Source organism: Streptosporangium sp. NPDC000563 (assembly GCF_040299985.1).
GTDB lineage: Bacteria > Actinomycetota > Actinomycetes > Streptosporangiales > Streptosporangiaceae > Streptosporangium.
Genome location: NZ_JBEPDA010000019.1, coordinates 84467 through 98956, shown reverse-complemented (window position 1 = coordinate 98956; position 14490 = coordinate 84467). Strand labels below are relative to the sequence as shown.

General features: G+C 69.8%; 11 protein-coding genes. 8 read left to right on the top strand and 3 right to left on the bottom strand.

The features are described from left to right. Positions 1-58 precede the first annotated feature (58 nt). Both ABT352_RS31090 and treS read left to right on the top strand, forming a co-directional pair. Entirely contained in the window at positions 59-1717 is a 1659-nt protein-coding gene (locus tag ABT352_RS31090; protein WP_350948537.1) for an asparagine synthetase B family protein, read from the top strand. A 588-nt stretch (positions 1718-2305) separates the two neighbouring features. After that, positions 2306-4027 carry a maltose alpha-D-glucosyltransferase gene (gene treS / locus ABT352_RS31085; protein ID WP_350948536.1) on the top strand — a complete coding sequence of 574 codons (1722 nt, stop codon included), beginning with the start codon at positions 2306-2308 and terminating at the stop codon, positions 4025-4027. Positions 4028-4101: 74 nt separating this feature from the next. On the opposite strand, the gene ABT352_RS31080 is transcribed toward treS, so the two are convergent. The 3 genes from ABT352_RS31080 to ABT352_RS31070 all read right to left on the bottom strand — a co-directional run bounded on the left by ABT352_RS31080 (position 4102) and on the right by ABT352_RS31070 (position 7863). Continuing rightward, on the bottom strand, positions 4102-6381 hold the full coding sequence (locus ABT352_RS31080) for an FtsX-like permease family protein (RefSeq protein ID WP_350948535.1): 2280 nt from the start codon (positions 6379-6381) through the stop codon (positions 4102-4104). A gap of 226 nt (positions 6382-6607) precedes the next feature. Beyond that, positions 6608-7360, bottom strand: a complete 753-nt coding sequence (locus tag ABT352_RS31075; protein ID WP_350948534.1) for an ABC transporter ATP-binding protein — start codon at positions 7358-7360, stop codon at positions 6608-6610. Beyond that, a complete protein-coding gene (locus ABT352_RS31070) occupies positions 7357-7863 on the bottom strand; it encodes a PadR family transcriptional regulator (RefSeq protein WP_350948533.1) in 507 nt (168 codons plus the stop codon). Before ABT352_RS31070 ends, ABT352_RS31075 begins: the two co-directional genes overlap by 4 nt. A gap of 128 nt (positions 7864-7991) precedes the next feature. On the opposite strand from ABT352_RS31070, the gene ABT352_RS31065 reads away from it, so the two are divergent. From ABT352_RS31065 to ABT352_RS31040, 6 genes are all read left to right on the top strand, one after another. Next, the gene (locus ABT352_RS31065) at positions 7992-9266 is read left to right on the top strand and encodes an ABC transporter substrate-binding protein (RefSeq protein ID WP_350948532.1); all 1275 of its coding nucleotides are present in this window, start codon (positions 7992-7994) and stop codon (positions 9264-9266) included. A gap of 103 nt (positions 9267-9369) precedes the next feature. Beyond that, positions 9370-10698: an ABC transporter substrate-binding protein gene (locus ABT352_RS31060; RefSeq protein WP_350948531.1), complete on the top strand. Its 1329-nt coding sequence runs from the start codon at positions 9370-9372 to the stop codon at positions 10696-10698. A 12-nt stretch (positions 10699-10710) separates the two neighbouring features. Continuing rightward, positions 10711-12324 carry an ABC transporter permease subunit gene (locus tag ABT352_RS31055; RefSeq protein WP_350948530.1) on the top strand — a complete coding sequence of 538 codons (1614 nt, stop codon included), beginning with the start codon at positions 10711-10713 and terminating at the stop codon, positions 12322-12324. Continuing rightward, a complete protein-coding gene (locus tag ABT352_RS31050; protein ID WP_350948529.1) occupies positions 12321-13196 on the top strand; it encodes a carbohydrate ABC transporter permease in 876 nt (291 codons plus the stop codon). The genes ABT352_RS31055 and ABT352_RS31050 overlap by 4 nt, the downstream gene beginning before the upstream one ends. A gap of 83 nt (positions 13197-13279) precedes the next feature. Further along, on the top strand, positions 13280-13957 hold the full coding sequence (locus ABT352_RS31045) for a uracil-DNA glycosylase (RefSeq protein ID WP_350948528.1): 678 nt from the start codon (positions 13280-13282) through the stop codon (positions 13955-13957). A 36-nt stretch (positions 13958-13993) separates the two neighbouring features. Next, positions 13994-14350 carry a hypothetical protein gene (locus ABT352_RS31040; protein ID WP_350948527.1) on the top strand — a complete coding sequence of 119 codons (357 nt, stop codon included), beginning with the start codon at positions 13994-13996 and terminating at the stop codon, positions 14348-14350. Positions 14351-14490: the final 140 nt, after the last annotated feature.

The following is a 14490-nucleotide window of genomic DNA, read 5'->3' as shown; positions in this document are numbered from 1 at the left end:
TCGTGAGCCGGGCGAAAGGATACCCTTTGGTCAATCGCGACACAGAGGAGTCAGCACGGTGCAGTGGCCGACGTTCAATGTGAGGCCGTACGTCTGCGGCGGCATCGGACACCTCGACGAGGCCGTCCTGGAGAGGTTGCGCGAGGCGGGGCCGCGGGTCAGACCCGCCGTCCAGGCCCAGAACGCGGCCCTGTTCAGTTCCTCCCCGCTGCCCCCGTACCGGCGCGACGAGCGCACCTGGGCCTTCGCCTGGGGCGAGCGCAGGCCCGGCGGCGCGGCGCCGTGGATCACGGTGGCGGAGACCTACGAGACGCCCGGCCTGATCGACGACGGTGAGCGGATCACGCTGCACACCGGAGGTCTCGGCCTCGTGGACGTCTACTACCTGTCCTACGGCGGGGCCGTCTACTTCTCCTCGCTGCTCGAACCGCTGCTCTCCCTCGCGCGCACGCCGTACGAGATCAACTGGGACGCCTGGGCCTCGATCATCCAGCTCACCTTCCCGCTGCGCGACGACACCCCGTACACGCAGGTGAAGCGGCTCGCGGGGGCGAGCGCGCTCGTCTTCGACCGGGCGTCGGACCGGATCGGCGTCGAGCGGATGCTGCCCCGCTGGCTGCGCGAGGAGCCGTACGAGGCGGGCAGGACCGCCGGGGAGATCCTGGAGATCCTGCACGAGGTCTACAAGGAGTTCGACGGGCGCCCGCTGCTGGTGCCGGTCAGCGGCGGCTACGACTCACGGCTGCTGTGCTCGGTGGCGGTGGCGCGCGGCGCCGACGTGGAGTCGTGGACGACCAGCCCCGACGACGGCACCGACACCGACATCGTCTTCGCCAAGGCGATCACCCGCGAGCTGGGCGTACGCCACAGGGTGATCACCCAGGACGCCGACTCCTATCCCGACGACGCACTGGCCGCGGCGCGGCGGCTGGAGTTCCTCACCCCGCACCACGCCTGGTACACCCCGTTCGCCCGCGAGGTGCACCGGGCGGGGCGGACCCTCGTCGACGGGCTGGCCGGAGGGCCGCTGCTGAAGAACTTCATGGTCAGCGGGGCCGCGCTCGGCGCCTCCACGCAGGCCGAGCGCAAGGCCGCGCTGCTCGGCTCGCTCGCGCTCGGCTCCCCGTCCGTGCCGTTCCTGTCGGAGGGGGCCGAGGCGTGGATCACCGACAGCGTGAGACACGCCTTCACCCAGTCGACCGCGATGCTCAACGGCCACCGGGCCGAGTTGCCGCTCTCGGTCCTGCACACCAGGACCGCGCGGGGCATCGCCCGCTCCCCGGTCAACCTGGTCGGCCCCGAGGCCTCCTTCGCGGCACCGTTCATCCACCCCGCCTTCTTCGACGCGGCGCTCTCGGTCGGCGTGCACCGCAAGGACCAGGGGCGCTTCTACCGCGAGGTCCTGTACGCGGCCAACCCGCGCGTGGCCGCGCTGCCCTCCACCAACGTGGTCAAGCAGCCGCTCCAGCGGGTCCCGCTCCGCTCGGCCGCCGCGCCCGCCAGGGAGTACAGCCACCTGATGCTCACCCGGGTCGCCGGCGCCGTGCCCTCGCTGCTGTCGGAGCAGCTCCACGCCGTGGTCGCCGAGGGCCCCGACGCGCTGGCGCGGTTCAACGGCTGGAACGACCGATTCTGGGTGCGCGGCCTCGTGCTGTTCGGCGCCTGGCTCGGCGACTACCGGGACCACCTTCCCGACCTCACCCCGCCCTGGAACTGATCCCCTCTCCCTCCGCGCCGGGAGCGGCCTCCGTCCGTTCCCGTTCCCGCCCGGTCCTTTCCGAGTCGTCCGTTCCGCGAGGGTTTCTCCGTGCCCCGTGAGTGCCCCGCGAGTGCCCCGCGAGTGCCCCCGGAGTGCCCTGAGAGTGCCCCGAGAATGCTTTCGGGAATGCTCCGGGGACCCGATGCGCAACATCCGCGCAAAGGACCGGCTCCCGGCCGCGCGGGAGGGTCCGTGTATCGGCCCGATCCCCGGGCATAGGACGAGGTCACCCCTCTGCGGCGTGTCGTGTTTCACGCAGGAAAACAATCAGCGACGCGACGATTACGCGGTCGTGGCGCGATGCGCGCGAAAATTCCGTGGGGCGGGGGCGATGTACCACGCCAAGAGGGCTTCGGGGGTCTCAGGTGGCTGGTAGTGTTCGGCCCAGAAAGCGCCACAACGGACAGTCCTGAATCACAAATTCATCCTGTCCGCGGCCATGGAGCTCGTGGGGATGACGGCTCCCGCCGGCGCGGTCACCAAACATCATCAGCCGGAGCATCCGGTGACTTCGTCCTGCCCTTCATCACCGTGAGCGAGAACACGATGAACCCATCCCCCCTCCCCTCCCCTTCCCAGGAGTCCGTGGCCGAGGACTTCGTCTCGGCGGATCCCCAGTGGTACAAGCGCGCGGTCTTCTACGAGGTGCTGGTCCGCGGGTTCAAGGACTCCAACGGCGACGGCACCGGTGACCTGCGCGGTCTCATCGAGAAGCTGGACTACGTCGAGTGGCTCGGCGTCGACTGCCTGTGGCTCCTTCCGCTGTACGAATCTCCCCTACGTGACGGCGGATACGACATCTCCGACTACATGAAGATCCTTCCGGACTTCGGGGACCTCGGGGACTTCGTGGAGCTGATCGAGTCGGCGCACCAGCGGGGCCTGCGCATCATCACCGACCTGGTGATGAACCACACCAGCGACAAACACCCCTGGTTCCAGGCGTCCCGGCACGACCCCGAGGGGCCGTACGGCGACTTCTACGTGTGGTCCGACACCCCGACCGGGTATCCCGACGCGCCGATCATCTTCATCGGTGCCGAGGAGTCCAACTGGACCTACGACCCGGTCCGCAAGCAGTACTACTGGCACCGCTTCTTCCACCACCAGCCGGACCTGAACTACGAGAACCCGGCGGTCCAGGAGGCGATGCTGGAGGTCCTGCGGTTCTGGCTGGACCTGGGCATCGACGGCTTCAGGCTCGACGCGGTGCCCTACCTCTTCGAGCGCGAGGGCACCGACTGCTCGGGCCTGCCGGAGACCCACGCGTACCTGAAGAAGATCCGCGCCGAGGTCGACCGCCTCTACCCGGACCGGGTGCTGCTCGCCGAGGCCAACGGCTGGCCCGAGGACGTGGTCGAATACTTCGGCGACCCCGCGACCGGCGGCGACGAATGCCACATGGCCTTCCACTTCCCGCTCATGCCGCGCATCTTCATGGGGGTGCGGCGGGGCAGCCGCGAGCCGATCTCCGAGATCATGTCGCGGACCCCGAAGCTCCCCGACAGCGGCCAGTGGGGCATCTTCCTTCGCAACCACGACGAGCTGACGCTCGAGACGGTCACCGAGGAGGAGCGCGACTACATGCACGCCGAGTACGCCAAGGACCCGCGCATGCGGGCCTACCTCGGCATCCGGCGCCGCCTCGCCCCGCTGCTGGAGAACGACCGCGACCAGATCGAGCTGTTCACCGCGCTGCTGCTCTCGCTGCCCGGCTCCCCGGTCATGTACTACGGCGACGAGATCGGCATGGGCGACAACATCTGGCTGGAGGACCGCGACGCGGTCCGCACCCCGATGCAGTGGAGCCCCGACCGCAACGCGGGCTTCTCCACGGCCGACCCCGGACGCCTGTACCTGCCCGTCGTCATGGACCCGATCCACGGATACCAGGCGGTCAACGTGGAGGCGCAGCAGAAGAACCCCGCCTCGCTGCTCCACTTCACCAGGAACATGCTGGCGATCCGCCGCAGCCACCAGGTCTTCGGCACCGGCGTCTACAACGAGCTGTGGTCGAGCAACCCGGCGGTGCTCAGCTTCGTCCGCGAGGACGGCGAGGACCTGATGCTGTGCGTCAACAACCTCTCGAAGTATCCGCAGCCGGTCGAGCTCGACCTGCGCCGCTTCGCGGGCATGATCCCCGTCGAGGCGAGGGGCGGGGTGCGGTTCCCCCCCGTGGGCACCCTGCCGTACCTGCTCACCCTGCCCGGCCACGGTTTCTACTGGTTCTCGCTCAAGAACGCCGACGTCCCCGGCATCGACGGCTGAACCCCCTTTTCCGCTACGGCCCCGGGACGGTCACCGTCCCGGGGCCGTCCCGGGTGAACCCCGACGAGTTCTGGTCATCTCGCGGTGACCGGGACCTGGGCGCGGGCCGCGTACCCCGCCGGGATCAGCGTCACCAGCAGGGCGCTCCCCACCGCGACGAGCACCGCGACGGCGAGCGTCAGGACCGAGGGCGTACGGCCGATGCCCGCGCCGACACCGCTGGTGTGCCCCTGCAGGTCGATCAGCCCGCCGACGAGTGAGGCCCCGGCCACGGTGCCCGCGACCACCCCCAGCACGATCAGCAGGCCGGTCCCGGTGACCAGGGTGGCCGCCACCTGCCGGGGGGTGAGACCCATGGCCTTGAGCACCGCGAGGTCGAGGGCGTGGTCGCGCAGGCCGAGGGCGCTCGCCGTCAGGAGGTTCGCCAGGCCGAGCAGGGCGAGCACGACGATCAACGCCACGATCACCACGCGGATGATCGCGAGCCGTTCCGCCGGGTTCACCACCCGCCGGACCTCGAGGGCCTCTCCCGAGGCGACCATCAGCCGCGCCCTCACCTCCGCCGGGTCGGCGCCCGGCCTGAGCACCAGGCTGTAGAACTGCGGCGGCACCGCGTCCTTGGCCGCGAGGCTGTCGATCCCGAAGGAGAGCACCTCGCCGTCCTGGTCGGGCTCCACCACCCGGCCCACCAGGTGCACGATCAGCGGGGTGCCGCCGACGGTGAGCCGGATCCGGTCTCCGATCTTCACCCCCAGCAGGTCGAGCAGCCCCTGCCCCGCGACGGCCTCCCCCCTGGCGGCGTACATCCGCCCCTCGACGACCGAGAAGGGGTACGGCTCGGCGGAGGTTCCGGCGGCGCGGGCCAGCACACTCCTGGTCTGCTCGGGCTCCAGCGCGGGCACCTCGGTGCCGGGGTAGACCGCCAGCACCCCCGGGTCGGCCCTCGCGATCCGCAGGGCGTCGTCGGCCGAGAGCTTGTCCGGGCGAACCGTGAGCGCCGCCGCCTGGCCGACCCGCTCCGGGTGCCGCAGGAAGTCGTCCAGGGTGGCCCAGCAGCCGAGCCCAATAGTGATCATCATCATCGGGATCGCGACGCCGAAGATGCTCAGGAACGCCGGGACGCGACGGGTGAAGGCGTCCCGGGTGCCCAGGACCAGGGCGGGAGGCAGCCGTACGAGGAGCGCCAGGCGCGCCAGCCGGGACAGGTGCCTCCTGGGCGGCGCGACGGGCGCCGCGGGGACGGGAGGGGTGCGGCCGCCCCGCCAGGCGGGCAGCGCCACCGCGATCAGGACCACGGCGGCGGTGCCGCCGGTGATGGCGAGCAGCGGGACCGGGGAGAGCGGCAGTATCGGCACCCCGTCCAGGACGAACGAGGCCGCGATCTGCCCGCAGACCAGTCCGAGGGCGATGCCGAGCAGCCCGAGCGCGCCGTGCTCGGCCATGAGCACGCCGAACACCTGGCCCCGGGTGTAGCCGAGGGACTTGAGGGTGGCGATGTCGCGCGTCTGGCTCAGCACCCGGCCGCCCACCGCGTTGGCGATGGCGAGCGCGGCGGCCACCAGCCCGGTGATTCCGAACAGCGCGAGCAGCAGGCCGAGCAGCCGGTTGTCCAGCTCCATCGAGGCGCGGACCTCACGCCAGGTGGACATCCGCTGGATCTGCTCGTCCAGGAGGGTGACGGCGCCGTGGACGGCGGGCAGCGTGGCCTCCCCGTCGGCCAGGCGCAGCCCGGTGACCGACTCGCTGCGCCCCAGCGCGGGCTCGACCCTGGCCAGCACGGGCGCGAGCGTCCAGGCGAGGCCGGGCGTCCACTCGGGGTAGAACCCCTGGTCGGCGGTGTCGGCCAGGCCGACCACGATGAGCGGGTGGGTGGCGCCGTTGAGCGCGGTCACCGGGAAGGCTCCGCCCACCCTCAGGCCGAGCGCCTTGGCGAAGGAGCGCTCGACGACCACGCCGTCGGTGTCGCCGGAGCGCAGCGGGCGCCCCTCGCGGATCAGCGGGGCGGCGACCCGGGGCGGCGTCGCGGACATCTCCCGCAGCGCCACCGGCGACCTCTTGCCGTCCAGCGTGAGGGTGACCGGAGCCGACCGGTAGGGGCCCGCGACCTGGACCACGCCGGGCAGCCTCGACAGCGCGGCCGGGTCGGGGGCGTCCTTGGTGTGTATCCACACGTGCGCGCCCCTGGACTCGGCGAACAGCCCTCGCCACGGGTTGGTGCCGTCCTCCAGGAGGGTCGCGGAGGTGATCAGCGCCGTGACGATCCCGGCGACGGCGAGCAGCGTGAGCAGCGCCTGGCCCCTGCGGGCCCTGATATCGGCGCGGATCCACCTCACGGAGGCGCGGACGGTGCTCACCGCGATGCCTTCCGCATGATTCGCGAAACCCGTGGGGCCCCCGAAGCCCGCGGGACCGTCGGACCGGCGAGCCCCGAAGCCCGCAAGGCCGTCGGACCGGCGAGCCCCGAAGGCACCGGCGGAGGCGAACCCGTGATGCCGCCCGCGACGACGTCGCCGACCCGGAGGAGCCTGGGGAGCACGGGCCGAGGCGGCCCCTCGGACGGGGAGGGCAGAAGGCGCACCGTCAGCCTCTCAGCTCGACGACGTCGCCGGCGCTGCCCTTGGGGCGGCGGCGGACCAGCCCGGCGCCCCCGTCGTCGACGACCTGGCCGTCCAGGAGGGAGACCACCCGGTCGGCCAGGCTGGCGACCCTGGCGTCGTGGGTGACCAGGATGATGGCCTGGCCCTCGCGGTGGACCTCGCCGAGCAGGCGCAGGACGTCGCGGGTGTTGCGGCTGTCGAGGTTGCCGGTGGGCTCGTCCGCGAGCAGCAGGCTCGGCTCGTTGGCCAGCGCGCGGGCGAGCGCGACCCGCTGCTGCTCGCCCCCGGCGAGCTGCGAGGGGGCGGCGTCGGCGCGGGCGGTGAGGCCGAGCTCGCCGAGGAGGTATTCGCGGCGGCGGCGGGCCTCGCGCGTGGAGGCCCCCGCCAGCAGCGCGGGCAGCTCGACGTTGTCGGCCACGGTCATGTTGGCGACGAGATTGAAGAACTGGAAGACGAAACCGACCCTCCGGCGGCGAAGCAGCGCCCAGGCGCTCTCGCTGAGCGTGTCGGCCCGCTGCCCGTCGAGCCAGATCTCACCGCTGGTCCTCGCCTCAAGACCGCCGATCATGTGGACCAGGGTGGACTTTCCCGAGCCGGAGGGGCCCATGACCGCCACGAACTCCCCCGGGCTCACCCGCAGGTCGACCCCTCGCACCGCGGGCACCGGCACCCCGCCGTCCTGGTAGATCTTGACGAGGTTGACGGTTTCGACCACGGGAACCACGGGAGAGGTCAACTCAGCTCCTCCTGGCAGCGTTCGAGCCAGTCGAGGTCGGCCTGGAGGTGCAGCATGGCCCCCTCGACCAGCAGGAGCGCGACCTGGTTCTCCGGGTCGGTCCGCTCGGCGAGTTCGTTGAGGTCACGCATGAGTCCGAGGTAGTGACGGCGCTGGCGATTGATCATCGCCATTCTGTCGGCGATGCCGGTCATCGGGGCCAGCACGAGCTTCATGAAGAACTCGTCCCGGACCCTGGGGCCCTCGGTGGGCTCGTCCACCCACGTGTCGAGGATCTCGCGGCCGGCGGCCGTCAGGTAGTAGACCTTCTTGTTCGGCCGGTTGGACTGCTCGACGTCCACGGCGCGCACCAGACCGTCCTTCTCCAGACGGCCGAGCGTGACGTAGATCTGCCCGATGTTCGGTGAAGGGTAGGCGCTGCCGAAGATCTGTTCAAGTGCCTGTTTGAGCTCGTAGCCGTGGGCAGGTTCCTTCGCGAGGAGCGCCAGCAGCGTCAGCCGCACGCCCCACCTCCTCGGAGAGCTCGTTACGTGAGCGTTACGGGGTTATCCGTTGACGGTGATGATACCGCTATGCATAACATGCATGCATCTACCTAACACGTATGTAACCAACTGGAAACCGGGAGGTCATGGTGCGCCGACTCATCCCCGTCGCGCTCGCCGTGCTTCTCGTGGCGGGGTTGGCGGGATGTTCGGCGGCCGGCGCCCAGGAGGATGAGCGGTTCGGCGGGACCGGTCCGTTCACCCTGGTGATCGGACGCCCCGCGACCGCCTACCTGCAGCCGCTGCTCGACCGCTGGAACCAGGCCCACCCCGGGGAGCGGGCGACCCTGCTCGAACTCCCCGAGGCCGCCGACGAGCAGCGGGCGCAGATGGTCGCCAACCTCCAGGCCAAAAGCGACCGATACGACGTGATCGGATTGGACGTGATCTGGACCGCCGAGTTCGCCGAGGCCGGCTGGATCCTGCCGCTGGAGCGCACGATGTTCCCGCTCGACCGGTTCCTGCCGCCGGTCGTCGACACGGCGGTCTACCGGGGCAAGCTCTGGGCGGTTCCCTACACCAGCAACGCCGGCCTCCTCTACTACCGCAGGGACCTGCTGGCCAAGGAGGGCTTCAAGCCGCCGAAGACCTGGGCGGAGTTGCGCACCCAGGCGCGCGCCCTGCACGACAAGTACGGCATCGGCGGCTACGCGGGGCAGTTCCTGGCCTACGAGGGCCTGACCGTCAACTTCACCGAGGCCGTGCAGTCGGCGGGCGGGCAGATCCTCAGCCTGGACGGCACCAAGGTGACCATGGACGTGGCCAAGGCGAAGGTCGGCCTCGACTTCCTGATGGACGGGTTCCGGGAGGGTTGGATCCCGGAGGAGTCGCTCTCCTACAAGGAGGACGAGGCGCAGCTCGCCTTCGAGGAGGGACGGCTCGCCTTCGCCCGCAACTGGCCGCACGCCTACGGACCGGCCACCACCTCGGCGGTCGCCGGCAAGTTCGGGGTGACCCGGCTGCCCGGCCTCGACGGCCCCGGCACCGGTTCGCTCGGCGGCTACAACCTCGCGGTGAGCGCCTTCTCCAAGCGGCAGAAGTCGGCCACCGAGTTCATCCGCTACTTCACCGGCCTGGAGAACCAGCGGCGGGTGCTCGCCGACGGCTCGTTCCCGCCCGTGTGGGCCGAACTGTACGACGATCCCGACCTGATCAGGCGTTTTCCCTACCTGCCGGTCCTGAAGCAGAGCATCCTCTCCGCTCGGCCCAGGCCCGCCGGCGCCAACTACAACCAGGTGAGCCTGGTGATCGCCAGCGCGGTCTCCAACGCCCTCACACCGCCTTTCGCGAAGGACGGCGACGGCGACGACGTCGTCTCCTCCATGAAGGGCCAACTCGAAGAGATAATCCGGGCCCAATGAGGCCGGGGCATCCCCCGGCAGAAGCCGTCATCCCCATTTCGGCTGGTTGTTCGTCCTACATATCCCGATTTCAAGCCTCAATGTCTCAGGAGGTCTGTTCAGTATGCGCAAAACCATCGCAGCGGTGACGACGGCGGGACTCGCCCTGGCACTCGCCGCGTGCGGCGGCGGCGAGTCGGCCGCCCCCGCACCGGCCACGAGTGACAGCGCGCCCGCGTCGGCCCCGGCCGCCAAGAACCTCGCAGGGGTGACCGTCGAGGTCGCCGCCAAGTGGACCGGCGCCGAGCAGACCAACTTCGAGCAGGTGCTCAAGGCGTTCGAGGAGAAGACCGGCGCCAAGGTCACCTACGCCTCCACCGGTGAGGACACCGGCGCCTACCTCGGGCCGCGCATCGAGGGCGGCAACCCGCCGGACGTCGCGATCCTGCCCCAGCCCGGCCTGGTCCAGCAGTACGCGGACCAGAAGGCGCTCAAGCCGCTCACCGCCGAGGTCCAGAAGCAGATCGACGACAACTACACCCCGTACTGGAAGGAGCTCGGCTCCGCCGACGGCCAGGCCTACGGCGTGCTGGTGAAGGCGGCCCACAAGTCGCTCATCTGGTATCGCGACCAGGCCTTCCAGGACGCCGGTGTGACGCCCCCCGCCACCTGGGACGACCTGATCAAGGCCGCCCAGACGATCGCCGACTCGGGCACCCCGCCGTTCTCCCTCTGCGGCGCCTCCGGCTGGACCCTGACCGACCTGTTCGAGAACGTCTACCTGTCCTCCGCGGGCCCGGAGAACTACACCAAGCTCTCCAAGCACGAGATCCCGTGGACCGACCCCAGCGTGACCACCGCGCTGGAGAAGATCGCGCAGCTCGTCGGCAAGAAGGAGTTCCTGCTCGGCGGCTCCGCCGGCGCCCTGCAGACCGACTTCCCGACCTGCGTGACCCAGGTCTACGGCCAGGACAAGTCGGCGATGGTCATCGAGGCGGACTTCGTGGGCGTCACGGCCGAGCAGTCGGGCGCGAAGCTCGGCGAGGAGGCCAAGTACTTCCCGTTCCCCAAGGTCGGCGACACCGAGCCGGTCGTGCTGGGCGGTGACATCGCGGTGGCGCTGAAGGAGTCCGAGGGCTCGATGGCGCTGCTGGAGTTCCTCGCCTCCAAGGAGGGCGGCGAGGTCTGGGCGAAGCTTCCCGGCTACCTCTCTCCCAACCGCAACGTCTCACCGGACAACTACCCGGACGACATGACCAAGAAGCTCGCCGAGACGATCATCGCCGCCGGTGACACGGTCCGCTACGACATGTCCGACCTCGCGCCCAGCGCCTTCGGTGGCACCGACGGCAAGGCCCTGTGGAAGTACCTGCAGGACTTCGTGCGCACCCCCTCGGACATCAAGGGCATCCAGGACAAGCTTGAGGCCGAGGCCAAGAAGGCCTGGAAGTAGGGGAGTAAGGCCGTGACCGACCGGTTAGACGGCCCGCAGGGTTCGCGTGGCGGCGACGACGCCGCCCGCGGTCCCTCCTCCGGACCTGACGACACCCAGCGGCCGGCGCGAGGCGCCGGCTCCCCCCACACCTCTGACGCCACCCCGTCCGCCGACGAGCCCTCGAAGACCTCCGGGACCCCGGAGACCCCGGAGAAGACGGACGGCGGGGACGGCCACCCGGCCCTCGCCGACGTCAGGTCGGACGACCCGGCCGCACCGGCCGCCGAACCGGAGCTCGCCACGGCGGGGGCGGCCGCCCCGGCGGCCACGCCCGCGAAGGTGCCCGCCGGGGCCACCCGGCTGGGGCCGCCGCCGAGGATGGCGATCTGGTTCCTGCTGCCGGGCGCGCTCGTACTCGGCGTGATGGTGATCTACCCGATCATCTACTCGATCTTCCGTAGCCTCTACGACGCCGGCGGCAGCACCTTCGTCGGGGCGGAGAACTACGCGACGATCTTCAGCGACTCCTCCACCCTGACCACGATCAGGAACAACCTGATCTGGGTCGCGGTGGCTCCCGCCCTGGTCACCGTGATCGGCCTCGTCTTCGCGGTGCTGACCGAGCGGATCCGCTGGGCCACCGCGTTCAAACTGGTCGTGTTCATGCCGATGGCCGTCTCCCTGATGGCCTCCGGCGTCATCTTCCGCCTCGTCTACGAACAGGCCCCCGACCGTGGTGTGGCCAACGCTGTGATCACCTCGGTGACCGGTCTCTTCGGCTCCGGCAACGGCTACCCGGACGCCCGCCCCAGGGAGAACGACCAGTCCCCCGTCACCGCGGAACAGGGCGGCGGGGTGGTCACCAAGCAGCCCGCACAGCCGGGGCAGGCGGTGCTCCTGCCGCTCGTGGGCGTGAAGCCCGACACCCTCGCCTCGGCCTCCACGGCGAAGGCGGTCCAGCCGGGTCCCGGCGAGCTGGCGGGGACCGTCTGGGTCGACTTCACCCAGGGCGGTGGCGGCGCGGCCAACGAGGTGGACGGCACCGAGAAGGCCCTGGCCGGGATGACGGTCGAGGCGGTGCAGGACGGCGCCGTCAAGGCCACCGCCACCAGCGGGGCCGACGGCACCTTCCGCTTCACCGGGCTCGCTCCGGGCGAATACCAGGTGCGACTGCCGCAGTCGAACTTCGAGGCGGCGTTCGGCGGGATCCCCTGGCTGGGCCCGACACTGATCACTCCGGCGATCATCGGCGCGTTCGTCTGGGTGTGGGCCGGGTTCGCGATGGTACTGATCGCGGCAGGGCTCGCGGCCATCCCGCGCGACGCGCTGGAGGCGGCCCGCATCGACGGGGCCACCGAGTGGCAGGTGTTCCGCAAGATCACCGTTCCGCTGCTCTCCCCGGTACTGCTCGTCGTGTTCGTCACGATGATCATTAATACCCTGAAGGTCTTCGACCTGGTCTTCGTCATCGCACCGGGATCGGTGCAGCCGCAGGCCAATGTGATCGCGCTGGAGATGTGGCGGGTCTCGTTCGGCGGAGGCAGCAACCAGGGGCTGGGCAGCGCGCTCGCCATCTTCCTGCTGCTCCTCGTCCTTCCCTTCATGATTCTCAACATCCGCCGGTTCAGGAGGGACAACCAGTGACGACCTCCACCCTTGGCACCCCACCTCGCGGCGTCCTCGGCAGGATCGTGGACCGGCTGGGCAACGGCCTGGTCCAGGCGGTACTGGTGCTGGTCGGCCTGTTCTGGCTGGTTCCCACCTTGGGCCTGTTCGTGGTCTCGATCCGCGAGGAGGCGGCCAACAACTCCAGCGGCTGGTGGACGATCCTCACCAAGCCGGCCGAGCTGACCCTGGAGAACTACTCCAACCTGCTCGCCACCGGGTTCACCGCGTCGTTCTGGAACACCGTGTTCATCACGGTGCCCTCGACCATCCTGGTGATCGGCATCGCCGCCATGGCGGCGTACGCGTTCGCCTGGATGGAGTTTCCCGGCAGGGACGCGCTGTTCCTGGTGGTGGTCGGCCTGCTGGTGGTGCCGACCCAGATCGCGCTGATCCCGATCGCGAAACTGTACGGCTCGGCCGGGATCTTCGGCTCCATCGCGAGCGTGGTGCTCTTCCACGTCGCCTTCGGCCTCCCCTTCGCCATCTTCCTGCTCCGCAACTTCTTCGCGGGCATCTCACGCTCGCTGCTTGAGGCGGCGCGGATGGACGGCGCCGGGGAATGGAAGATCTTCTCGACCGTGGTGTTCCCGCTGGCCAAACCGGCGGTCGCCTCGCTCGGCATCTTCCAGTTCCTCTGGGTCTGGAACGACCTGCTCGTCTCGCTGGTCTTCGCCAACACCGAGAACCAGCCGATGACCAAGGCCCTACAGTCCCAAATGCGGCAATTCGGGACCAACGTGGACATTCTTGCGCCGGGCGCTTTCCTGTCGCTGATTATCCCGTTGATCCTCTTTTTCGCCTTCCAGCGGTATTTCGTCCAGGGGATGATGGCTGGCTCGGTGAAATAGTTAACAGGGGCAGGCCCGGTGCGGCACGCGCTGATTGCCGGCACGCGCCGTACCGGGCCTAAAACCTCGATAGGGTCCTGCACATGGCCGCACGTCCCTTGAACGAAGTCGTGGAAGCCGGGTGGGCCGAGGCCCTCGAACCCGTCGCCGAGAAGATCGCCGAGATGGGCGAGTTCCTCCGGAGGGAGGTGGCGGAAGGCAGGCAGTACCTCCCCTCGGGCGCCAACGTGCTCCGCGCCTTCCAACAGCCGTTTGACCAGGTCAAAGTGCTGATCGTGGGCCAGGACCCGTACCCCACGCCGGGTCACCCGATCGGCCTGAGCTTCTCCGTCGCCGCGGACGTGCGCCCGATCCCGGGCAGCCTGCGCAACATCTACAAGGAGCTCACCGAGGACCTCGGGCTGCCGATGCCGAGCAACGGCGACCTCACCCCCTGGACCGAGCAGGGCGTGCTCCTGCTCAACCGGGTGCTCACCGTCATGCCGGGCAAGCCCGCCTCACACCGGGGCAAGGGCTGGGAGGAGGTCACCGAGCAGGCCATCAAGGCCCTCGTCGCCCGCGACAAGCCGATGGTGGCGATCCTGTGGGGACGCGACGCCCGCAACCTGCGCCCGATGCTCGGCTCCGTCCCGGCCATCGAGTCGGCGCACCCCAGTCCCCTGTCGGCCCGCAGCGGCTTCTTCGGCTCCCGCCCGTTCAGCAAGACGAACGAACTTCTCGAGAAGCAGGGCACCACCCCCGTGGAGTGGAAACTCCCTTAGGCTGGTTTACCCCACCCAGGCACTAGGATTCACACTATGAGTGATGTATCGGGCACCGAACGCTACCTGCGTCTGACCGTTGAGCTGACCGTGGAGGTGCAGGACATCGCCGCCCTGCAGGCCGCCGCGCTGAAGGAGATCAGCCACCCTGACGCCGACCTGGACGACGACGAGCGCAAGGAGCAGGCCGAGCTGGTCTCGGCCGACGACACCGGCGCCACCGCACTGCAGTGGCTGATCGAGCCGGACCACGTCCTTGGGCTGATCGAGCACGTCGACCAGATCGAGCCCCGCGAGGCCGTGCTGGGCGTCGAGCCCTCCGACGGCCCCTCGGACGAGGACGACGACGAGGACGCAGACCACGACCACGCGGGTCACGACCACAAGCACTGAGACCGCGAGCACTGAGACCGCGAGACTGAGCACGCGGCACTGAGAACGACCCCGGCATCGTCTCCAACCAGCCGCAGTACAACATGCTGTGGCGGGTCGTCGAACCGGAGATCGTCCCGCTGTGCCTGCGCGAGGGCATC

Bases quoted from the DNA above. Each gene is read 5' to 3' on its own strand.
- treS (WP_350948536.1), top strand. From the start codon at position 2,306: ATGAACCCATCCCCCCTCCCCTCCCCTTCCCAGGAGTCCGTGGCCGAG.
- ABT352_RS31045 (WP_350948528.1), top strand. From the start codon at position 13,280: ATGGCCGCACGTCCCTTGAACGAAGTCGTGGAAGCCGGGTGGGCCGAG.
- ABT352_RS31065 (WP_350948532.1), top strand. From the start codon at position 7,992: ATGGTGCGCCGACTCATCCCCGTCGCGCTCGCCGTGCTTCTCGTGGCG.
- ABT352_RS31060 (WP_350948531.1), top strand. From the start codon at position 9,370: ATGCGCAAAACCATCGCAGCGGTGACGACGGCGGGACTCGCCCTGGCA.
- ABT352_RS31040 (WP_350948527.1), top strand. From the start codon at position 13,994: ATGAGTGATGTATCGGGCACCGAACGCTACCTGCGTCTGACCGTTGAG.